This is a genomic window from Amycolatopsis sp. NPDC049868 (assembly GCF_044461365.1).
In the GTDB taxonomy this organism is placed as follows: domain Bacteria; phylum Actinomycetota; class Actinomycetes; order Mycobacteriales; family Pseudonocardiaceae; genus Amycolatopsis.
The window spans coordinates 486,090-507,455 of sequence record NZ_JBITKV010000002.1; the positions used below are offsets into that span (position 1 = coordinate 486,090).

A 21,366-nucleotide genomic window follows, 5' to 3' on the forward strand; every position below is an offset into this window, starting at 1 on the left:
CTTCTCTCTCCAGGGGAGGGTGCCCGGTCATCGTGCGTACGCCCGCACGGCGCGCGGCACTGCCAGCCGGTCATGCCGCCGGGTTATCCCGGCGGATAACCGTGCGGCATACCGGTCAGGGACTACCGGCGCCGCTCCCGGGAAGAGACCGTCGGGGCATGCTGCCCCTTCCGGCGCTGCTCGCGCTGACGACCACGGTGTTCCTCGGCTGCCTGACCGAAGTGCTGCCCGCCGGGCTGTTGCTGGGCATGTCCGAGGAGCTGGGTGTCTCCCCGTCGGCCACCGGGCAGCTCGTGACGGTCTACGCGATCACGACCGCGCTCACCGCCATCCCGCTCACCGGCGCGACGCTCCGGATGCCGCGCAAACGCCTGCTCCTGGTGCTGATCTTCGGCTTCCTGGCGACCAACCTGGTGATCGCCGTGTCCTCGTCGTATCCGCTGATCCTGGCCACCCGGGTCGTTTCCGGTGCGCTGACCGGGGTGATGTGGTCGCTCGTCGCGGGCTACGCGATGCGTCTCGCCCCGCCGGGACTCACCGGCCGGGCGCTGGCCGTGGCCATGTCGGGCACGCCGATCGGTTTCGCGCTGGGCGTGCCCGCCGGTACCGCGCTCGGTGAATTCGCCGGCTGGCGCTGGGCGTTCGCCGCGATGGCGCTGATCTCCGTGCCGCTGCTGGTCTGGGTGTCCGCCTCGGTCCCCGCCGTGCCCCCGGAATCGGCGGGGCCGACCCGGCCGCTGGCCGCGTCACGGCTGCCGGGGATGCGTCCCGTGCTGGCGACGGTGGCGCTGTTCTCATTGGGACACAACGTGGCCTACACCTACATCGGCCCGGTGCTCGCCGGGCTCGGCGCGGCACCGATGCTGGGCGCGGCGCTGCTGGTGTTCGGATGCGCCACGGTGGGTGGCCTGGTCGCGGTCGGCTCCGCGCTCGACAGCCGTCCGCGCGCCGTGCTTCTGACCTGCTCCGCCGTGACCGCCGCCGCCATCCTCCTGATGGGGATGAGCGACGGTGTCCCTGGCCTGGTGCTGGCCGCCGCGGCTCTGTGGGGTCTGGGATTCGGCGGCGCGCCGACCGCGTTCCAAGCCGTCACCGCCTTGCTCGCGGGCCCCACGGCCGACGCCGCCCAGTCGCTCACGATCGCGGCCTGGAACGGCGCCGTCGCCGGGGGAGCCCTCGTCGGCGGGCTGCTGCTGCCGCTGGGAACGTCGCCGCTCCCGTGGTGCGCGGCCTTGCTGGTGCTCTCGCCGCTGCTGTTCAGCCGGCGAGTCGTGCTTTCAGCGCCCGCGGATCGGTCCCGGAGCCGACGATGAGCGGCCAGACGTCCGAGCCGAGGAATCCGGTCTCGTCGGTCGCCGCCGTCGCACCGCAGGCATCGCGTTCCAGCCCGTGCCGGGCCGCCACCGCGGCGACGGCGTCCTTTGTGGACTGTCCGAACAGGCCGTCGGCCGGGACCGCGAAACCGCGTGCCCGCAGGAGTTCCTGCGCCGTCCGAACGCGAGGTCCGGAGTCGCCGGGTTTGAGCAGCGGCCACTCCGGCAGGTCCACCTTGGGCGACGCGGTGCCCAGCAGTTTGCCGACCTCGGTACGCAGCTCGGGAAGCCGGTTGTACAGCACGGTTCCCGGGCATTCGGTCGAGTTGAAGTCCCGATGCCCCTTGATGAACTCCGGCGAGATGTCGTACTGCGACGCGATGTACGCGACCAGCTTCACCAGCGAGTCCCAGAGCGCGGGCGTGACGTCCTCTTTGCTGTAGAGGCCCTCGTTCTCGATCCCGATGCAGGTGCTGTTGTTGTTGCCCACGTTCGCGCCCAGCACGTGCTGGGTCCCGCCGCGCAGGATCTCCAGGCTGCGGTGCCGCCCTTCGGTGATGTGCCCACCGCGGCTGTTCGTGAACTGCTGGCCGGTGTCGATCCAGCCACGGGTGTCCATGTGGAAATTCTGGATCGAACGCGACGCCCAGAAGGCGTGTTCGAGCGTGTAGTCGGTGACGTTCCCCGGATCGACCGTGTGGTGCACGACGATGTACGTCGGTTTGTGGTTCTGCACCTCGATCGTGCCGTTCGGCGGCCGCGCGCTCCACGCGGCCGTTCCGTAGATCTTCGGTTCCGTCACCCCGGACGCCGCGTCGGCGGCGGAAATCGTTGCTGTCCCCAGTAGCCCGACGGCGCTTACCGTCAGGCCGCCCTTGAGCGCGGTACGTCGGTCGAAGTCGGCCACGGGCGTAACTCCCATCATGCGCGTTGGCCGGAAAACTAACCCGCCATCGCGCCGATGACAACCATTGACCAACTTTTGTCGTAATGCGTTAGTGTTCGCCAGGGAGTGCGAACAGACCGTCCCGGGTCTGTTCGAGGAGGCCGTCGACGAGCAGGGAGTCGAGGCAGCGGTCGCGCTGCCCGGATTCGTGCCACACGAGATCGAGCCGCGCCTTCTCGACCGGGCCTTCGCTGCCACGCAGGACGTCGAGCAGCAACCCGCGCACCTGGCGATCGGTCCCGGCGAATTTCTGGACCTGTTTCGCGGGCCCGGCGTAGGCGGGTTTGCCCGCGTGCTGCCACGCGCAGTCTTCGTAGATCGGGCAGTCCGCGCATCGCGGCGACCGCGCGGTGCAGACGAGCGCGCCGAGTTCCATCAGCGCCGCGGACAGTTTCGCGGCGGGCGCGTCCTCCGGCGGAAGCAGCGCCTCGACGTCGGCCATGTCGCGGGTGTTCGACGGCGGCCCGGCGTCACCGGCGCCGTGGACCGCCCTGGCCACCACGCGCCGGACGTTCGTGTCCACCACCGGCGCCCGCTTGCCGTAGGCGAAGGCCGCGACCGCGCGGGCGGTGTACGCGCCGATGCCCGGCAACGCGAGCAGAGTGTCCACATCGGACGGAACGACGTCACCGTGTTCGGCGGCGATGACGGCCGCCGCGGCGTGCAGCCGCAGCGCGCGCCGCGGGTAGCCGAGTTTGCCCCAGGCGCGTACGACCTCACCCTGCGACGACGCCGCCAGCGCCGACGGCACCGGCCAGCGCGCCATCCATTCGAGCCAGATCGGCTGGACGCGCGCGACCGGCGTCTGCTGCAACATGATCTCGCTGACGAGCACGCCCCAGGCGGAGCATTCCGGCTCACGCCAGGGCAGTTCGCGCCCTGCTTCGTCGAACCAGTCGGTCAGCACATCCGCGTCGACGCCCACCCGGCCAGCTTAAAACCCCTACCCGACCTCGGTCAGGCGGCCCAGCTTCACGTCGTAGACGAAACCGCGCACGTTGTCGGTATACGGCAGGAAGTCGCTGCGCCGGACGCGCTGCACCGACCGGCGCACGCTGTCCTCCACCACCCGGAACGCCTCGACCGACCACGTCGGGCGCAGCCCGCTGGCGGCTTCGAGCTCGTCCTTGAAGTCGTCTTCGGTGACCATGGACAGGCCGCAGTCGGTGTGCTGCACGATCAGCACCTCACGCGTGCCGAGCTTCCGCTGGCTGAGCGCGAGCGAGCGGATCATGTCGTCGGTGACGACCCCGCCCGCGTTACGCAGGATGTGCGCTTCGCCCTGGATCATGCCGAAGATCTCGAACACCCGGATACGGGCGTCCATGCAGGTCAGGATCGTCACGTGGAGCGATGGCCTCGGAGACGAGCGGTCACCAGGAGTGACGTCACCCAGCTCCTGGTTTCGCTTGAGCAGTACGTCGATTGAGGTCACGTGTTCATTGGAACCGACGTGCCGGGCGAGGGCAACGCGGGCGGACGCAGATCACGGCCCGAACCAGCGCTCTTCGGCCGTTCGCGGCGGCGCGGAGGTGCGCCCGACCCGGAGTTCGGTCTGGAGTGTGATCACCTTCGGCCCGACCCGGTCGGCGGAGCTGAGCAGCAGCTTGCCCGCCGCCTTGCCCTTCTCGAGCACCGGCTGGTGGACCGTGGTGAGCCCGGACCGCTCGGCCTCGGTGATGCCGTCGAACCCGGTGACCGTCAGATCCTGCGGAACCCGCAGCCCGCGGCGCTCCGCCTCGGCCAGCGCGCCGAGGGCGAGGATGTCCGAAGTGCAGATCACGGCTGTGACCTGCGGATACGCGTCCAACAGCTGGCGCGCGGCCGACGCGCCGTCGTCCACGGTGTGATCGAAGCGCTCGACCACCGGAACGGTCGCCCAGTCGACCCCGGCCGCCGAGAACGCGGCGGCCAGCGCCTCCAGCCGGATCCGCTGGACGTGGAAGTGGGCGGCGCTCTGCCGCTGGATGGAGACGAAATCGTCGTTGCGTTCGCGGGCCAGCCGCATGCACAGCACGCCGATCTGCCGGTGTCCCAGCGAGATGAGGTGCTCGGCCATGGCGGTGACCGCGGCCGCGTCGTCCGGGCCGACCCGGTCGACGCCGTCCACCCGCGGCTGGTCGACGATCACCGTCGGCACCGGGCGCTCCAGCACCGCGCCCAGATGCGGGTCGTCGTCGGGTACCGAGTAGACGACGAAGCCGTCGACGCCGGCGCGGTGCACGGCCGCGACGTCCTCCCGGCCCGGGCTCGCCGGGACCAGGTGCAGGCCGACGCCCGCGTCCTCGCAGGCGAGCGCGAGCCCTTCGAGCACGCCGACGGCGGCGGGGTCGCGGAAGGCGTAGGAGAGGTTCTCGGTGAGCAAAAGACCGACAGCCCCGGCTTTGCGCGTCCGCAGTGAACGGGCCACCGGGTCCGGGCCCGGGTAGCCGAGGCGGCGCGCGGTCTCGAGGACGCGGCGGCGCAGCTCAGGGGACAGCTGGTCGGGTCGGTTGTAGGCGTTGGAGACGGTGGTCCTCGACACACCGAGCTCTGCGGCCAACGACGCCAGTGTCGCCTGCCTCCTGGTGCGGATAGGACGGCCCATCCGCAAACCGTAACGGTTCAGAACGTTTTGCAGAAGCATCACCCGACGTGTGGCAGGTCTCGATTCAGAGTGACCCTGGGTACAGCTCGTGCCTGGACGGGGGGCGCCGTCATCCGGATGGGGTACAGTTGAATCTGACAACGGTTTCCATTACCCGGCATTGGGGACACCTGGCCAGGGCATCCGCAGGAGTGCAGTAAATGAATTCCCGCCGTACTAAGAGTGTTTTCGCGGCCGTATCGGCCCTGGCCGTCCTCGCGCTCGGCGCGACGGCTTGCGCGTCGAGTGACAAGGCGTCGACGGGCTCCGGCCCGCAGAACGCGTCCGCCGCGAACCCTGGCGGTGGCGAGAAGATCAAGGTCGTCACCTCGACCGACGTCTGGGGCAGCGTCGTGACCGCCGTCGGCGGCGACAAGGTCGAGGTCACCTCGATCATCCACGACCCCTCGGCCGACCCGCACTCCTACGACACCACCGCCGCCGACGCCGTCGCCGCGAAGAACGCGAAGCTGACGCTGTCCAACGGCGGCGGCTACGACGACTTCTTCTCGAAGCTCGCCGACCAGGCCACCGGCGCGCAGAAGCTGGTCGCCGTCGACATCGCCGCGACCGGCAACGAGAACGAGCACGTCTGGTACAGCCTCCCCGGCGTCGAGAAGATCGCCGACCAGGTCGCCGCGAAGCTCGGCGAGATCCAGCCCGCCTCGAAGGACGCCTTCACCGCGAACGCGACCGCGTTCAAGGGCAAGACCCAGGAGCTGCTGAAGAAGGTCTCGGGCCTGGGCGGCTCGGGCGCCAAGGTCGTCGCGACCGAGCCGGTCGCGCACTACCTGCTCGACAGCGCGAAGGTCACCGACGCGACTCCGCCGGCCTTCGCCGAGGCCGTGGAAGCGGAGCAGGACGTGCCCGCCGCCGCCCTCAACGAGGTCAAGCAGCTGATCTCCGGCAAGCAGGTCAAGGCCCTGGTCAACAACGCGCAGACCACCACCCCGGTCACCCAGCAGGTCGTCGGCGACGCCAAGAACGCCGGGATCGCGGTCGTCGACGTCACCGAAACGCTCCCGCAGGGTGTGACCGACTACATTGCATGGATGACCAAGGAAGTGGACGCGCTGGCCGGAGCACTGAAGTAGTGACCTCCGTACCCGCCGAAGCCCGCCCCGCGGTCCGTGTCCGCGGGGCGAGCCTCGCGTTCGGCACCAGGACCCTCTGGTCCGGGCTCGACCTCGACGTCGAGCCCGGCGAATTCCTCGCGATCCTCGGGCCCAACGGCTCCGGGAAGAGCAGCCTGCTCAAGGTGCTGCTCGGTCAGCAGAGGCTGCCCGAGGGCACGGTCGAGATCGCGGGGCGGCGCCCCGGCGGGACCAACCGGCGGATCGGTTACATCCCGCAGCAGCGCGCCCTCGACGAGGGCCTGACGATGCGCGGGGTGGACCTGGTCGGCCTCGGCCTGGACGGGCACCGGTGGGGGACCGGGCTCTTCGGGATTTCGAAGCGGCGTCAGCTGGTGGCGAAGGCGATCGAGTCCGTCGGCGCCCAGGCGTACGCGAAGCAGCCGGTGGGACGGCTTTCCGGCGGCGAGCAGCAGCGGCTCCGCGTCGCGCAGTCGCTGGTCGGCGACCCCGAGGTCCTGCTGTGCGACGAGCCGCTGCTCTCCCTCGACCTCGCGCACCAGCGCGCGGTCAGCGAGCTGATCGACGAGCGGCGGGCCTCGGCGGGCACGGCCGTCCTCTTCGTCACGCACGAGATCAACCCGATCCTGTCCTATGTGGACAGGGTGCTTTATCTGGTGAACGGCCAGTTCCGGGTCGGCAAGCCGGACGAGGTGATGAACTCGGAGACACTGTCCGAGCTGTACGGGACGCGGATCGAGGTGCTCAAGGTCGGCGGGCAGATCCACGTCGCCGGGGCCCAGAGCGCGCTGTGCGAGGACGAACCCCACCACATCGACGAACGGGCCAGCTAGCACCGTGGACAAGATGTTCGACTTCGCCTTGACCGGCGAACTTCTCGGCCTCGACTTCGTGCAGACGGCCCTGCTGGCGGCCGCCGTCCTCGGTCTGGTGGCCGGGGTACTCGGCCCGCTGGTGGTCATGCGGCGGATGTCGTTCGCCGTGCACGGCACCGCCGAACTGGCCTTCACCGGCGCCGCGGGCGCGCTGCTGCTGGGGGTCGGCGTCGAACTCGGTGGTCTCGCGGGCGCGGTCATCGCCGCCCTGCTGATCGGGCTCCTCGGCGGCCGCGAGTCCGAACGCGACTCCGTGATCGGCGTGATCCTCGCCTTCGGCCTCGGCATGGGTGTCCTGCTGCTGTCGTTCTACGAAGGCCGCAGCGCCAACAAGTTCGGCATCCTGGTCGGGCAGATCATCACCATCGACTCGACCAATCTGAACCTGCTCGTCGGCGCTTCGGTCGTGGTCCTGGTGGTGCTCGCGGTGATCTACCGGCCGCTGCTGTTCGCCACGGTCGATCCGGCGGTCGCGACGGCGCGCGGTGTGCCGGTGCGGCTGCTGTCGCTCATCTTCGCGGTGCTGGTCGGGATTTCGAGCGCGCTCGGAGTGCAGATCGTCGGCGCGCTGCTGGTGGTCTCGCTGATGGTGACCCCGGCCGCGGCGGCCGCGCGGGTCACGGCGAGCCCGTGGAAGGCGACCGTCCTGTCGATCGTGTTCGCGGAGATCGCCGCGCTCGGCGGGATCATCCTTTCGCTGGCGCCGGGGAAGCCGGTGAGCGCGTTCGTCACGACGATCTCGTTCGTGATCTACCTGGTCTGCCGCCTCGTCGCGTGGCTGCGCGGGCGTTCGTCGCGGATCCGCGTCGAGCCGACGGCTCAGCCCGCGCTGCGCTAGCGGATCGGGTTCTCGGCGAGCGCCTTCTTGAGCGGTTCGAGGAAACTCGGGTCGATGAAGGCGAGCTGACCGCCGGCCACACTGCGTTCCACCGCTTCGACGACCACGACGTTCGCGTTCACGAAAGCGTTGACGGCCTCGGCCTGTGACGTCTTCTGCGTGAAGTGCGCCAGCATCGTCAGGTTCGTGAAAGCGCCCGAGAGGTAACGCGAAGACGCCTTCGTGAACGAGTCGCCATAGATCAGGACCTTCTCGTCGACGGTCCCGATCAGCGGGCTCGCGGTGCGGTACACCGGCCGGTCGATGTCGCCGTTGGTCTCGCCCGCGCGCTCGACCAGGCCGTCCGGGCGGAGGCTGTAGAGCGTGTTCGTCTTCGTGCCCTGCTTGTTGATCAGCGGCGGCAGATCGGCGGTCGCGTCGTACTGGCCCATGGGCACGCTCACCCAGGTCTGCGTGACCCCCGGTTTGATCGCGTTCGCGATGGCGCGCGTCATCACCAGGGCGCCCTCGTCGGCCCAGTGAGTGTCGTTCGGCGGGTAGATCGGATGCTGCACCCGCCCCTCGGACGCACGCAGCTCGGGCCGCAGGTCGATCGCGCGCGCGTCCTTGAGCATCCGGTGCCAGGTGGTCGCTTCGGCCGACCGCGAGCAGTCTTTGCCCGGGTACGTGTCGGGCAGGAACTGCGGCACCATCGTCGACTTGTCCGGCGCGACGACCAGCTCGAACCGCCTCCCGGACTGTTCGACCGCGCGCCGCAGCTCGTTGATCTTGGCGATGGTCTCGGGCAGCGGACGGGACGGATCGCATTTCGCGTCGGCGTCGTAGCCGTAGTACAGCCAGCCGTCGCGGCCCTGCACGACACGGCGATAGCCGGACGCGGCGTTCGGCGTCGGCCCCTGGGTGGGCGCGGTCTTGGACGGCGACGGTGCCGGCGGCGCCGGGATCGGGCCCGCCTGCTGCTGCGGTGGCGGCTGGTCGAGCGGGGCGCCTTCGCCGAAGACACCGCGGCTGATCGCGTCGGCGGCGGCGATCGCGCCCGGCCGGAACGACAGCTGGTCGATCGCCCAGGCCGGCATGTCGGTGAAGAAACCCCAGCCCCGGTCCAAACCGGGGAAGCTCGCGAGCTTGTGGTTCTCGATCTCGCCAGGCCGGACGCCGAACACCCACAGCAGCGCGGGGGTGGTGAAGAACAGAAGCGCGCTGATCAGCGCGGTCAGCTGCCTGCCGCCGTGGCGGGGACGGTGCAACGCGTGCTCGCGCGGAAGCCACGCCTCGTGAACGGCTGGCAGCTGCTGGGGTTCGGACGCCACCCCTCCACCGTAATCATCCCGTGTCTCCCGCACGTGAGAACCGCCCCCAAAGCGCGTTTAGCGGGCTAAACGCGATGAGGCCTTCAGAACAGCTGGAGAACCCAGATCGCGTTTAGCCCGCTAAACGCAGGTCAGTGCAGCATCAGCAGGACCTGGAGTTCACCGACCAGGAAGCCGATGAGCCCGCCGACCGCGATGAGCTTCCATTCGTCCTGCCGGAACGCGGGCCTCAGCAGCCCCTCGAACTCCAGCGGCGTCAGCCCGAGCATCCGCCGTTCGACGATCTTCGCGACGTCCATCGCCTCGGTCAGGTAGCCCTCGGCGTGGCGGATCGTCGGCGGCAGCCGCTCCAGCGCCTTCCGCGCGGCCGCCTGCTTGATCTCCTGCAGCCGCTGCCCGCCGACGGCCATCACGACCATCGGTTTCGCGACACTCGCCTGCTCGTCGACGGCCTGCGCCACGAGCCGCTCGACCAGCGCGTACAGCCGATCCGACCGCGGCCCGCGCAGCACGGCGTCGAGCAGGTTCGGCACGGTGAGGATCTCGTTCGCGATCATCTCGCCGTATTGACGAGCGACCTCGGCCCGCCGCCGCTGGAACTTGCCCTGCAGGATCACCCGGCCGACCCGCACCGGCTCGCGCGGCACGAAGATCAGCTTGATCGCCAGCCAGTCGGTGAACAGCCCGATGCAGCCGCCGAAGATCGGCAGCACCCACGGCTCCTTCGTCAGCGCCCAGACGAACGCCTGCACGATGCCGAGCCCGAAGCCGAAGTAGATCCCCGTGCGCGCGATGAACGCCATCTCCGGCCGTGACGTCTCGCGGATCAGCCGGACCAGCAGCTTCTTGTCCCTGGTGAGCCGCTGCACGGTCATGTGCTGGAAGTCGAGCACCTCGTCGAGGTTCTCGGTCATCTCTTCCATGAACTCGCGCACCAGCCGCGGCGTCGATGCCTGGACCTGCTTGATCAGCAGCTCCTGCGCCATCGTCGGCATGACCTCCCAGAGCCTGGGATGGTGCTTTTCGAGCACTTCGCGGGCGACCTCGTCCACGGCCCGCAGCAGCGGCTGCTCGATCTCGCGCGTGATGATCGCCGGATCGATCCGGCGGAAGACCTCCTTGACGTCCAGCAGGTTCGACGTCAGCAACTCGGTCGCGACGGCGGCCATCCGCCCGCCGTGTTTGGGTACCACGCCCTGCCAGCCGAGGAAGGGTTTGATCCCGACGAACTCGAGCGGTTTGAACATCATCTCGATGGCGACGCGTTTGGTGACGTAGCCGATCAGCGCGGCGACGAACGGGATCGCGGCGTACAGCCACCAATGCCGGGCGAGGTCGTCCAGGACGGCGTCCACACGACCTCCTCGCTTCGCTCAGGGAAGGGGGAAACCGTATCGCGGTTTCAGGGCCAGTGGCGCGCAGCGTCGCCGTTGAGGTGGCGGAGGGGCAGTGGCGGGTCAGTGAAGCAGTAGAAGTACCTGAAGTTCACCGACAAGGCCGCCGATCACCGCGCCGACGGCGATCAGCTTCCATTCGTCCTGCCGGAACGCCGGGCGCAGCAGCTGCTCGAATTCGAGCGGGTTCAGCCGCCGCATTCTGTCCACAATGGTGTTCCGGACGTCGAGCGCGTTGACCGCGTAGCCCTCGGCGTGGCGGATCGTCTCCGGGATCCGCGCCGCCGCCTTCGCGGCCGCTGTCTGCTTCATCTCCTGGAACCGCCTGCTCCCGACGGCCATCGCGACGAACGGCTTCACGACACTCGCCTGCGCGTCGATCGTCCGCTGCACCTCGCGCGTGATCATCGCGAACAGCTTGTCCGATTTCGGTCCGCTCAGCACGGCTTCGAGCAGGTTCGGGATGGTGATGATCTCGCGCGCGATCATGTCGCCGTAGTCGGCGGACACCTGGTCCTTGCGTTTCTGGAACACGCCTTGCCAGGTGTAGAAGCCGAAGAACCGTTTCGGCTCGCGCGGCAGGAAGATCATCTTCAGGGCGATCCAGTCGGTGAACCAGCCGATGCCGATACCGAACAGCGGCAGCACGATCGGCGACTTCGTCAGCGCCCACACCAGCAGCTGCACGAAGCCGAGGGAGAACCCGAACACGATCCCCGACCGCGCGATGAACCGCATCTCCGGCCGCGAGATGTCGCGGATCAGCCGGTTCAGCAAGGCCTTGTCGCGCACCAGGTTCGTCACGACCATGTGCTTGAGGTCGAGGACGTCCTCGATGTTCTCCGAGATCTCGCCCATGATCTTCGTGATCACACGCGGCGCCTCGGCCTGGACGCGTTTGAGCAGCAGTCGCTGGGCGGTGTTCGGCAATACCTCCCAGAGCCTGGGCTGGTACTGCTCCATCACCTCGCGGGTGACGTCCTCGACGATCCGCAGAAGCGGTTGCTCGATCTCCTTCGCCACCTGAGCCGGGTCGAGCCTGGCGAAGATCTCCTTCGGGTCGACGAGGTTGTTCGTCAGCATCTCGGTGGCGGTGGCCGCCATCCGCTCCGCGTTCGCCGGCAGCACTCCTTGCCAGCCGAGGAACGGTTTGATGCCGACGAATTCGACCGGTTTGAACATCATCTCGATGGCGACGCGTTTGGTGACGTAGCCGATCAGCGCGGCGACGAACGGCATGGTGACGTACACCGGCCAGTGCTCGCCGAGATCGGCGATGACGGCGTCCACTTTCGAGCCCCTCCCGCGTCTTGCTTGAGGGGCAACCTAGCCGCCTGTCCTCAATGGAGGAGTAACAGGACCTGAAGTTCACCCACGAGCCCGCCGATCACCGCGCCGACCGCGATCAGCTTCCATTCGTCCTGCTGGAAGGCGGGGCGGAGGATCCCCTCGAACTCGAGCGGGGTCAGCTGCTGCATCTTCGTGACGATGGTGTTGCGGACGTCGAGCGCGTCAGTGGCGTAGCTCTCCACGTGTTTCACCGTTTCGGGGAGATACGCGATCGCCTTCTCCGCCGCGGCCTTCTTCATCTCCTGGTACTGGACCCCGCCGACGGTCAGTGCCACCAACGGTTTCGCGATGCTCGCCTGCGCGTCGATGGTCCGCTGCACCTCGCGGGTGATCATCGTGAACAGCTTGTCCGATCTGGGCCCGGTGAGCACGGCCTCCATCACGTTCCGCACGGTGAGGACCTCGTCGGCGATCAGCGCGCCGTAGTCCTTGGCGACCGCCTGGCGGCGTTTCTGGAACATGCCCTGCCAGCTGAAGAACAGGAACCGGCGCGGCTCACGCGGATAGAAGATCATCTTCAGCGCCAGCCAGTCGGTGACGAACCCGGTGACGAAACCGAAGATCGGCATGATCAGCGGCTGCTTCGTCAACGCCCACGCGACGAACTGGATCAGGCCGATGACGAAGCCGAACCAGATACCGGAGCGGGCGATGAAGCGGAGCTCCGGGGTCGCGACCTCCTTGATCAGGCGGCAGGTCAGCGATTTGTCGCGGACCATCGCGTTGATCAGCATCTCGTTGACGTCGAGGACTTCGTCGATGTTCGTCGACACCTCGCGCATCAGCCTCGCGACGACCTTCGGCGCCTGCGCCCGGACCTGGTCGACCAGCATGCGCTGCGCCCGGGTCGGCAGCAGTTCCCACAGCCTGGGCTGGTACTGCTCCATCACCTCGCGGGTGACGTCCTCGACGGCCTTGAGGAGCGGCTCTTCGAGTTCCTTGACCAGTTCCTCGGGATCGAGCCGGGAGAAGATCTCCTGCGGATCGACGAGGTTCTTGGTCAGCAGGTCGACGGCGGTGGTCGCCATCCGGCGCGAGTTGGCCGGGATGACCCCCTGCCAGCCGAAGAACGGTTTGATCCCGACGAACTCCAGCGGCCGGAACATCATCTCGATGGCGACGCGTTTGGTGATGTACCCGATGAGCGCGGCGATGAAGGGCATCGTGGCGTAGACGTGCCAGTGCTCGCGGATGTCTTCGAGGATCGCCGAGATATCCAACCGGGCCTCCCCTGCTTACGACCTGTCAACAATGCAGGATGCCATGTGATCAGTCCACCGCACGCCGAGTGCAGCCGTTTGGCGGTACTGCCCGACGGGTGCCCGCTCATTAAGGTGGCCGCCATGGTCGCTCCTGAGAAGACGGCGCCTCAGGCGCCCTCAGCGAAATCGTCCCCGTTCGCGGGCTCTGTCCGCGGTTACGACAAGCGTCAGGTCGACGAGCACCTCGCCGAACTGGCGACCGAACTCAAGCAGACCTCGCGCAGCCGCGATGAGGCCGTGGCGACCGCCGGTGAACTCACCAAGGCGCTCGGCCACGCCCAAAAGGAGCTGGACGAGACCAAGGCCGCCCTCGTGCGGATGAGTTCGAGCCCGTCCGGCGCCGGCGCGATGGCCGAACGCGTCCGCATGATGATGCAGCTCGCCGAGGAGGAGATCGCCGACCTCAAGGCCGCCGCCGAAGCGGACGCCAAGTCGACCCGGGCCGAAGCGGACAAGTACGCCCACGAGACGCAGCGCGCGAGCGAGAAGGCCGCCAAGGACGCGGAGGCGGAGCGGGAGAAACTGCTCGCCGACGCCAAGGCCGAGATCGAACGGCTGAACTCCGAGGCGGCGCAGAAGCGCAAGGAGCTGGACCTGGAAAGCGTCCGCGCCCGCGCCGCCGCGGACAAGAAGGCCGAGGAGGCTTCGGCGGCTCGTCGCACGGAGGCCGAGAAGGCGTCCGCGGACAAGATCGCGGAAGCCGACCGGGTGTCGGCGGCCAAACGCGCCGAAGCCGAGCGGATCTCGGCGGAGAAGATCGCCAAATCGGAGAAGTCTTCGGCGGAGGACATCGCCGCGAAGCAGGAGCAGGTCGCGGAGGCCCTTACCGACGCGAAGACGCAGCAGGCCGAAGCTCAGCAGGCCCGGAAGCTCGCGCTGGAACTCCGGTCGAAGGTCGCCGATCGGCTTTCCGCCACGGACGTCGCGGTCCAGGAGGCCATCCGGCTGCTGTCTCCCGCCCCTGATGCCGCCGAGGCACCCGAGCCGGAGGCCGCGCCGAAGCCCGCCCCCACCAAGTCCAACGGCCCACGCCCTTCCTGATCTCTCAACGCTGGGCGACGGCGAACAGCTCGTCGTCGATCCAGCCCCTGGTGTGCAGCTCGGCGCAGAATCGCTGGTACGACTCGGCGAGCGCGGCACTCTCGCGCTCGTCGGGTTCGACCAGCGTTCCCTCGCCGAGCCCCACTGACGCCTCGGTGAGCCCACCCGGCAGGATCCCCGCCGCGGCGAGCAGCGCGGCGCCGTAGCCCGTTTCCGCCTGTGGTGACACCCGCAGGCCGAGGCCGGTGACGGTGGCCCTGATCCGTGTCCACAAAGGACTTTTGCTGCCGCCGCCCGCCGCCAGCAGCGGATCGGTGACCGTGACTCCGAGGCGGCGCAGATGGTCCAACGCGAGCCGCTCGAGGAAGGCGACTCCCTCCAGCCTGGCCCGGTGCAGCTCCACCTCGTCCGACGCGCCCGACACGAAGCCCTCCGCGTCCGGGCTGGCGAACGGGAAGCGCTCGCCCTTGCGCCGCAACGGGTACGCGACCACCTTCGCCGGGCCCAGCGCGGCCGCCGCCGCGTCGAGTTCGGGGAGACGATCCTGCCCGGCGACGGCCTCGCCGCCGGTGTTCGACGCGCCACCGGGCAGCCACCAGCCGTCCGGATGACGGTGGCTGTACATCGCCCCCGTCGGATCCGGGACCAGTTCTTCGGTGACTCCCTTCAGCACATACGTCGTGCCAAGGATTCCCACGAAGCTCCCGGGAGCGACCGCCCCGGCCGCGAGCTGGCCCGCGCAGCCGTCGGTCATCCCGGCCACGACCGGGCAGCCCGCCGGGAGTCCCGCGACCGGACGGGCCACCTCACCCAGCACGGTGGCCGGCGCGACGACCGGAGGGAGCAGACTCGGCGGCACCTCCAACGCCTCGAAGATCTCGGCAGGCCATTCGAGGGCGAGTGGGTCGTAGCCGCTCTTCAAGGCATGCGACCAGTCGGTCGCCACCGGCCCGCCGGTGAGCTCGGCGGCGATCAGATCGGGGGTGTGCCGGATCCCGGCGACGCCGGGGACGTGCCCGGCGAGCCAGGCGATCCGGCCGAGCGCGGCCGTGGCGGACACACCGAAACCGAGCCGCCGCCAGCGATCCGCACCGAGCCCGGTGGCCTCGCGGTTGAGCTCCGCGCCGCGCCTGTCGTCGTACATCAGCGCGGGTGTGACCGGCTCACCGGACGCGTCGACCCCGACGATCGTCCCCGACGTCGCGGCGATGGCCACCGCGGCGACCTCGCCGCCCCTGCCCGGCAGCTCGCCGGTGACCTTCGCCAGCACCGTCTTCACCGCCGGCCACCAGGACCGGGCGTCCTGCTCGCTGTGTCCGCGGCCGTCTCGGACCGGCGCGGGCAGCGGCGCGGCGGCCGAAGCGAGGACGGTGCCGCCGCGCACCGCGAGGGCTCGGACCCCCGCGGTGGCGACGTCGATGCCGATCGTGACGGGTTGGTTCACGTGGTGGCGACCTTTTCTCCGACTTCTTGCAGGCTCTTGTCCTCTTCGATCGCCTTCGCCGTCTCATCGGGCAGCTTCAGGTAGCGCACCATGACCGCCGCGACCAGATACAGCGCGGCGAAGACGATCACCACGCCGGCCGCGCCCAGCGGGCCGAGGAACACGCTGACGATCGCCGGCCCGACGAACGCCGCCGCGCCCGCGCCCAGGTTCAGCAGGGCCATCGCGCCGCCCTTGTTCTCCGGGGCGAGGGAGGGAAGCAGCGCCGAGATCGGCACGAACCCGGCGAGCGTGGCGCCGTACAGCGCGCCGACGAGCAGCGCGAGCCAGTAGTACTCGGCGCCCATGGCGATCGGGACGAAGTAGAGCAACAGGATCGAGATCGCGCAGCCGATCGCGCCGAACCAGAAGATCGTGGTGCGCCAGCCGATCCGGTCGCTCAGCACGCCGAAGATCAGGTTGAAGAAGATGTTCGTGCCGTAGATGACCGAGACCAGGAGGAGCCAGCGGCTCTCCCCGAACCCGATGTCCTCGATGAAGATCGTCGGGAAGAACACCAGCATCCCGAACTCGGGCGCGGTGTTGATGACACGGACGAGCATCCCGACGCCGACGCGGGGCTTCTTCCACGCGATCGACACGCTGGACACCAGGCTCTGGACCGGTTTCACGTCCGGCGGCGCGAGCCGGGTGTACCCCGTCCGCTGCCGGACCCCGAAGATCGCGAGCAGCCCGCCGAGCGCGAGCAGCGCCACCGACACCCAGAGCGTGCCGTACTGGCCCAGCACCGGGTTCGTGAAACTCGCGACCAGCGCCCCCAGTGTCGGCAGCCCGCCGGTGAACGCGAAGTAGAACCAGCCCACCGCCGCGCCGAGCCTGGCGACCGGTGCCACCGCGGTGATCCAGACCAGGAAACCGAACGCGAACATCGGATAGCCGAACCCGCGCAGACCGTAGAACACCAGCATCAACGGGTAGTTCTCACCCGATACCGCGACCGCGAGGAACAGCACGTCGAACACCAGCCAGATGGCCAGGCCGATCATCATCACGCGACGCGGGCCCCACAGATCCGACAACGCGCCCGACAACCACGACGCCAGCATCACGGCGACGCCGTACACGGTGATCACATACGAAGCCTTGATCTCGGTGCCCGCGCCGTTGTCCGCCATGAACGGCGCGATGAAGCCCGACTCGACCCCGTCGCCGATCATGAACAGCAGCAGCCCGGCGTAGCCGAGGAACAGCGGGGCCGGCAGGCCCCAGCGGTTCAGTACGCGGGCGAACCCGCTCCCGGATCGCGATAACGGCGATGTTACCTGGTTCATGCACGCCTCCATGACGTCGTGTTCAGCGTATCATGGATCGTGTTAACTTAACTTTCAAGATGTTACATCGGTGGATTTTCGTGTTAGCCTCGCGCGCCCGGGTCACGCCAAGTACGTGAAGGCCCCCTTCACTGCGCTAGACGCAGTGAAGGGGGCCTTCACGTACTTCAGGTCTCAGCAGGCGGCACCTCAGAGTTCCGCGAGGTCCACTTCCACCTGGCTTCGCATCTCCTCGGCCAGATGCTCTTCCACCCCGTCGTCGACGATCAGCACGTCGAAGTCGCTCAACGGCGCCAGCCGGTGCAGTGCCGCGCGTTCGGTCTTGCTGTGGTCCATCAGCAGCACCTTCGTCCGCGCGCTGGCCAGCATCGCGCGCTTCAGCATCACGATCTCCGGCTCTTGATGGAACGTCATGCGTGTGTTCATCGCCGAGGTCGAAACGAAGGTCGCGTCGACGTTGATCCGCTCGATCGCCTCGAGGCTCTGCATGCCGAGGAACGAGTCGTGGGTCGCCGAGTAGTCGCCGCCGATGCAGATGAGCCGCAGGTCGGGAACGCCTTTGAGTAGTTCGATGGCGCCGAGGTAGTTCGTCGCGACGGTCAGCGGGGTGACGCGGTGCAGCATCTTCGCCAGCGCGAGCGCGCTCGTGGAGTCGTCGAGCAGGATCGACATCCCCGGTTCGACGCGGGCGAGCGCGTGCGCGGCGATGGCCATCTTCTCTTCCGAATGCACGTTCATCCGGTAGTCGGCGTTGCTTTCGAAGACCGTCGACGGCATGGCCGACACGCCTCCCCGGTACTTCCGGAGCAGGCCGCGCCGCGCCAGTTCGTCGACGTCGCGGTGCACCGTCATGGTGCTGACCCCGGTGAGTTCCACCAGTTCGGCGATGCTCGCGGAGCCGGATGTGAAGACGTGTTCGGTGATCAGCTGCTGACGCGTGTTACGAGAGTGTGCGCTCGCACCGGCCGTCTTCTCATCGCTCATGATGTCCAGTATCGCGTGCGGGCCGGCTGATTGAGGCGCAGCAGGCCGGTGCGCGTGCCGTCGATCTCGATCTCCGTGATGGCCGCGTTGTCCAGCCGCGGGAACACCGTGCGGTAGTTCTCGAGCGGGATGCCGAGCAGTGCGCACAGGGTCAGCCTGATCAAGGTGTTGTGCGCGACGACCAGCACCGTCTCGCCCGGCACCTCGGCGGCGATCCCGCGCAGTGCCCCGGCTCCCCGGGCGGCCGCCTCCACGGGAGGCTCCGAACCGGGGAAGGCGCCGCTCACGGGGTCGGCGAGAAACCTCGCGACCGCATCGGGATCCGCCTCCGCCAGTTCGGCCCTGGTGCGCCCTTCCATCAGTCCGAAGTGGACTTCGTGCAGTTCGTCGATCACTCGTAAAGGCAGGTCCAACGCCTTGGCCGACGGCTCCGCGGTGCGACGTGCCCGGCTCTGCGGTGAGCAGAACACGGCCGACAGTCCGGCCGCCGCGGCGAATCCGGCGAGTTCGTCCGCCTGCCGGAGCCCTTCCTCGGTCAGCGCGACGTCGCTGCTGCCCGCGTACCGGTTCTCGGCGTGCCATTCCGTCTGGCCGTGCCGTGCCAATAACAACCGTGCGACCACGGGATCCCTCCTCAGGGCTTGTCCAGATCACATCTTCGATGTTAACTTAACAGCATCGATGTGAAAGGAGATGCCGGATGGCACTCGCCGCGGTGGTGTTCGACCTGGACGGTGTCCTCGTCGACAGTGAACACCTTTGGGAGGAGAACTGGGTGGCGTACGCCGCCCGGCACCGCACCGAATGGACCGCTGAGGACACCGCGTCCGTGCAGGGGATGAGCGCGCCCGAATGGGCCGCGTACCTCGCGAAGCGGTCCGGCACCCCGGAAACCGCGGCCGAGGTCGAGCGTGCCGTGGTGGACGGCATGATCGCCGCGATCGAGGCGGGCGAGGCGCCCCTCCTGCCGGGCGCCGGGGAGATGGTCCGCGAGGTGAGCGCGAAGGTGCCGGTCGCGCTGGCGTCGTCGGCCGCCCGCAGGGTGATCGACGCGGTGCTCGGCAAGCACGGGCTCACCGGCGAGTTCGCCGCGACCGTCTCCAGCGCCGAGGTCGCCAGGGGCAAACCGAGTCCGGACGTCTATCTCGAAGCCGCGGCCAGGCTCGGTCGGTCCGGCGAGGAATGCCTGGGCGTCGAAGACTCCAGCAACGGCATCCGCGCCGCCGCCGCGGCCGGGCTCACCGTGATCGCGTTGCCGAATCCGGTGTACCCGCCGAAACCGGACGCGCTGGAGCTGGCCGCCGAGGTCGCCGAGGACAACGACGACGTGCGTCGCAAGCTTCTCGCGTACCTGTCCGGTGAATTCGCGGAAGCGAGCGGGCGATGACGGTCCTTGGTTCCGCGGAGACGTTCAAACGCGATTGGCTGGACGGGTTCGTCACCGCGTACGGGCGTTCGGTGCGCAAGGTCCCCGATGCCTATGGCGTGCTGCGCCGGGAAGAATCCGAACCCAAGGTCGCGGTGGTGATCGGCGGCGGCTGCGGGCACTATCCCGCGTTCGCCGGGCTGGTCGGTCCCGGTCTGGCCGACGGAGCCGTGGTGGGCGACGTGTTCACCAGTCCGAGCGCGGAGCAGGTCTATCGCACCGCGCGGGCCGCGGAGAGCGGCGCCGGCGTCCTCTTCGGCTACGGCAACTACCAGGGCGACGTGCTGCATTTCGGGCTCGCCGCGCGCAGGCTGGCCGCCGAGGGCATCGAGAGCAGGACGATCCTGGTCACCGACGACATCGCCAGCGGTCCCGCCGAAGCGCCGGAAAGGCGTCGCGGTGTCGCGGGCGATTTCCTGGTCTTCAAGATCGCGGGCGCCGCCGCGGAACGCGGTGACGATCTGGCCGCCGTGCACGCGGTGGCGGAGAAGGCGAACGCGAACACCCGGACGTTCGGGGTGGCGTTCGGCGGGTGCACGCTGCCCGGCGCGTCCGCTCCGTTGTTCACCGTCGGCGAGAGCGAGATGGAGCTGGGGCTCGGCATCCACGGCGAGCCCGGCGTCCGCACGGTCGGCAGGCTGAGCGCACGGGAGCTGGCCGACGAACTGGTCGACGGCCTCCTCCCGGAACTGCCCGCCGGCGACGGGCGCGTGGTGGTCCTGGTGAACGGGCTGGGCCGCACCAAATACGAGGAGATGTTCGCGACCTACACCCGGGTGCACGAACGGCTCGCCGCGGCGGGGCTCAGCCCGTCGCATACCGAGGTCGGCGAGTTCGTCACGTCGCTCGACATGGCGGGTGTCTCGCTGTCGATCCTGGTGCTCGACGACGAACTCGCCGAGCTCTACGCGGCCCCCTGCGACACCCCTGGCTACCGGAGCACCGGCGCCGCGCTGGCGCAGGTGCCGCTGGAGTCCACAGTGGACTCTCTGCTGGCGGAGGCCGAACCGGGGCAGGGCATCGTGGATCGCGCGCTGACGGCGGCCCTGCGCGACATCGAGGCCAACGAAGCCGAACTCGGCCGGTTGGACGCGGTCGCGGCCGACGGTGACCACGGACTGGGCATGACCAGGGGTATGCGGGCCGCGGTCTCCGCCGCGCGGCGCGACGGAGACTCGCTGTCCACCGCGCTCCTGGCCGCGGGGACGGCGTTCGCCGACGCGGCGGGCGGTGCGTCCGGCGCGCTGTACGGCGTCTTGCTCGCCGAGACCGGTGCGGGCCTGCGTGGCCTGGCGGCGGAAGAGGTCACGGCGGAAGCTCTCGCGGGCGCGGTGGACGGCGCGGTGAAGGCGTTCGTCGAACTGGGCAAGGCGGAGCCCGGCGAGAAGACCATGCTCGACGCCATCGAGCCGTTCCGGCTGGCGTTGCGCGAACAGGCCACGGCGGGCGCCGACGTCCCGCAGGCCTGGCAGAAGGCGGCCCAGGTCGCGGTGAGCGCGGCCGAGGCCACGGCGGACCTGCTGCCCGTCAAAGGCCGGGCGGCGCGGTTGGCGCGGCGGAGCAAAGGGCACCCCGATCCCGGGGCCACTTCGTTCGCGCTGCTCGTCACCGCGGTCGGCCAGGCTCTCGGAAAGGAAGATTGAATGCGGATCGTGGTGGCGGCGGACAACGCCGGGGTGGAGCTCAAGGACCAGCTGCGTGACCTGCTCCTCGCCGATGACCGGGTGGACGAGGTCACCGACCTCGGCGTGGCCGACGGGTCCGACGACAAGGCGTACCCGCTGCTCGGCCTGGCGGCGGCGGAGACGATCGCGCGGGGCGAGGCGGATCGAGGAGTCCTCGTCTGCGGGACCGGGATCGGCATGGCGATCTCGGCGAACAAGGTCCCCGGTGTCCGGGCCACGGTCGCGCACGATTCGTACTCCGCCGAACGTTCGGTCAAGTCGAACGACTGCCAGGTGATCACCTTCGGCGCACGGGCGATCGGTCCGGAGCTGGCGAAGAAGATCGTCGCCGAATGGGTCGGCCATCGGTTCGACCCGGCCTCGGCCAGCGCGAGCAAGGTCGCGCACATCACCGAATACGAGCAAGCGCACTGAGAGACTGCCCGAAACGGGCACGGAGAGAGGACG

At 69.0% G+C, this 21,366-nt stretch carries 20 protein-coding genes; 8 read left to right on the forward strand and 12 right to left on the reverse strand.

All coding sequences use genetic code 11. The annotated features are described in order from the left end of the window. Nucleotides 1–158 precede the first annotated feature (158 nt). A complete protein-coding gene (locus tag ACIBTM_RS10465; RefSeq protein ID WP_395876224.1) occupies nt 159–1,313 on the forward strand; it encodes an MFS transporter in 1,155 nt (384 codons plus the stop codon). Here ACIBTM_RS10465 and ACIBTM_RS10470 read toward each other — a convergent pair. From ACIBTM_RS10470 to ACIBTM_RS10485, 4 genes are all read right to left on the reverse strand, one after another. Further along, a complete protein-coding gene (locus ACIBTM_RS10470; RefSeq protein ID WP_395876225.1) occupies nt 1,258–2,220 on the reverse strand; it encodes an N-acetylmuramoyl-L-alanine amidase in 963 nt (320 codons plus the stop codon). The two genes, ACIBTM_RS10465 and ACIBTM_RS10470, sit on opposite strands and share 56 nt — an antisense overlap. A gap of 88 nt (nt 2,221–2,308) precedes the next feature. After that, complete coding sequence (locus ACIBTM_RS10475) at nt 2,309–3,184, reverse strand: A/G-specific adenine glycosylase (protein ID WP_395876226.1); 876 nt, start codon at nt 3,182–3,184, stop codon at nt 2,309–2,311. Nucleotides 3,185–3,202: 18 nt separating this feature from the next. Continuing rightward, a complete protein-coding gene (locus tag ACIBTM_RS10480) occupies nt 3,203–3,694 on the reverse strand; it encodes a beta-class carbonic anhydrase (protein ID WP_395876227.1) in 492 nt (163 codons plus the stop codon). Between the two features lie 51 nt (nt 3,695–3,745). Beyond that, complete coding sequence (locus ACIBTM_RS10485; RefSeq protein WP_005165317.1) at nt 3,746–4,846, reverse strand: LacI family DNA-binding transcriptional regulator; 1,101 nt, start codon at nt 4,844–4,846, stop codon at nt 3,746–3,748. A 200-nt stretch (nt 4,847–5,046) separates the two neighbouring features. Here ACIBTM_RS10485 and ACIBTM_RS10490 point away from each other — a divergent pair, with 200 nt between their 5' ends. The 3 genes from ACIBTM_RS10490 to ACIBTM_RS10500 are packed head-to-tail and all read left to right on the forward strand — an operon-like array spanning nt 5,047 to nt 7,692. Then, nucleotides 5,047–5,979 (forward strand): metal ABC transporter solute-binding protein, Zn/Mn family, encoded by a 933-nt coding sequence (locus ACIBTM_RS10490; protein WP_395876228.1) that lies wholly within the window; start codon nt 5,047–5,049, stop codon nt 5,977–5,979. Then, complete coding sequence (locus ACIBTM_RS10495) at nt 5,979–6,812, forward strand: metal ABC transporter ATP-binding protein (RefSeq protein WP_395876229.1); 834 nt, start codon at nt 5,979–5,981, stop codon at nt 6,810–6,812. The genes ACIBTM_RS10490 and ACIBTM_RS10495 overlap by 1 nt, the downstream gene beginning before the upstream one ends. 4 nt (nt 6,813–6,816) lie before the next feature. After that, entirely contained in the window at nt 6,817–7,692 is an 876-nt protein-coding gene (locus tag ACIBTM_RS10500) for a metal ABC transporter permease (RefSeq protein ID WP_395876230.1), read from the forward strand. Here ACIBTM_RS10500 and ACIBTM_RS10505 read toward each other — a convergent pair. The 4 genes from ACIBTM_RS10505 to ACIBTM_RS10520 all read right to left on the reverse strand — a co-directional run bounded on the left by ACIBTM_RS10505 (nt 7,689) and on the right by ACIBTM_RS10520 (nt 12,966). Further along, entirely contained in the window at nt 7,689–9,002 is a 1,314-nt protein-coding gene (locus ACIBTM_RS10505) for a hypothetical protein (protein WP_395876231.1), read from the reverse strand. The genes ACIBTM_RS10500 and ACIBTM_RS10505 overlap by 4 nt on opposite strands. A 131-nt stretch (nt 9,003–9,133) precedes the next feature. Further along, nucleotides 9,134–10,357: a DUF445 domain-containing protein gene (locus ACIBTM_RS10510; protein WP_395876232.1), complete on the reverse strand. Its 1,224-nt coding sequence runs from the start codon at nt 10,355–10,357 to the stop codon at nt 9,134–9,136. A gap of 102 nt (nt 10,358–10,459) precedes the next feature. Continuing rightward, a complete protein-coding gene (locus ACIBTM_RS10515; RefSeq protein WP_395876781.1) occupies nt 10,460–11,635 on the reverse strand; it encodes a DUF445 domain-containing protein in 1,176 nt (391 codons plus the stop codon). Between the two features lie 101 nt (nt 11,636–11,736). Continuing rightward, nucleotides 11,737–12,966, reverse strand: coding sequence for a DUF445 domain-containing protein (locus ACIBTM_RS10520; RefSeq protein ID WP_395876233.1), 1,230 nt, complete (start codon nt 12,964–12,966; stop codon nt 11,737–11,739). Between the two features lie 123 nt (nt 12,967–13,089). On the opposite strand from ACIBTM_RS10520, the gene ACIBTM_RS10525 reads away from it, so the two are divergent. Continuing rightward, on the forward strand, nt 13,090–14,049 hold the full coding sequence (locus ACIBTM_RS10525) for a hypothetical protein (protein ID WP_395876234.1): 960 nt from the start codon (nt 13,090–13,092) through the stop codon (nt 14,047–14,049). Between the two features lie 4 nt (nt 14,050–14,053). Here the strand turns inward: ACIBTM_RS10525 and ACIBTM_RS10530 are convergent, their stop codons facing one another. The 4 genes from ACIBTM_RS10530 to ACIBTM_RS10545 all read right to left on the reverse strand — a co-directional run bounded on the left by ACIBTM_RS10530 (nt 14,054) and on the right by ACIBTM_RS10545 (nt 18,431). Continuing rightward, the gene (locus ACIBTM_RS10530) at nt 14,054–15,493 is read right to left on the reverse strand and encodes an FGGY-family carbohydrate kinase (protein ID WP_395876235.1); all 1,440 of its coding nucleotides are present in this window, start codon (nt 15,491–15,493) and stop codon (nt 14,054–14,056) included. After that, nucleotides 15,490–16,824: an MFS transporter gene (locus ACIBTM_RS10535; RefSeq protein WP_395876236.1), complete on the reverse strand. Its 1,335-nt coding sequence runs from the start codon at nt 16,822–16,824 to the stop codon at nt 15,490–15,492. The genes ACIBTM_RS10530 and ACIBTM_RS10535 overlap by 4 nt, the downstream gene beginning before the upstream one ends. A 189-nt stretch (nt 16,825–17,013) precedes the next feature. Then, nucleotides 17,014–17,808, reverse strand: a complete 795-nt coding sequence (locus tag ACIBTM_RS10540; protein ID WP_395876237.1) for a DeoR/GlpR family DNA-binding transcription regulator — start codon at nt 17,806–17,808, stop codon at nt 17,014–17,016. Further along, nucleotides 17,805–18,431, reverse strand: a complete 627-nt coding sequence (locus tag ACIBTM_RS10545) for a histidine phosphatase family protein (RefSeq protein WP_395876239.1) — start codon at nt 18,429–18,431, stop codon at nt 17,805–17,807. Before ACIBTM_RS10545 ends, ACIBTM_RS10540 begins: the two co-directional genes overlap by 4 nt. 77 nt (nt 18,432–18,508) lie before the next feature. On the opposite strand from ACIBTM_RS10545, the gene ACIBTM_RS10550 reads away from it, so the two are divergent. The 3 genes from ACIBTM_RS10550 to ACIBTM_RS10560 are packed head-to-tail and all read left to right on the forward strand — an operon-like array spanning nt 18,509 to nt 21,333. Continuing rightward, nucleotides 18,509–19,195 (forward strand): HAD family hydrolase, encoded by a 687-nt coding sequence (locus tag ACIBTM_RS10550; protein ID WP_395876240.1) that lies wholly within the window; start codon nt 18,509–18,511, stop codon nt 19,193–19,195. Beyond that, nucleotides 19,192–20,877, forward strand: a complete 1,686-nt coding sequence (locus ACIBTM_RS10555; RefSeq protein WP_395876241.1) for a dihydroxyacetone kinase family protein — start codon at nt 19,192–19,194, stop codon at nt 20,875–20,877. Before ACIBTM_RS10550 ends, ACIBTM_RS10555 begins: the two co-directional genes overlap by 4 nt. Continuing rightward, nucleotides 20,878–21,333 (forward strand): ribose-5-phosphate isomerase, encoded by a 456-nt coding sequence (locus ACIBTM_RS10560; protein WP_395876242.1) that lies wholly within the window; start codon nt 20,878–20,880, stop codon nt 21,331–21,333. Nucleotides 21,334–21,366 lie beyond the last annotated feature (33 nt).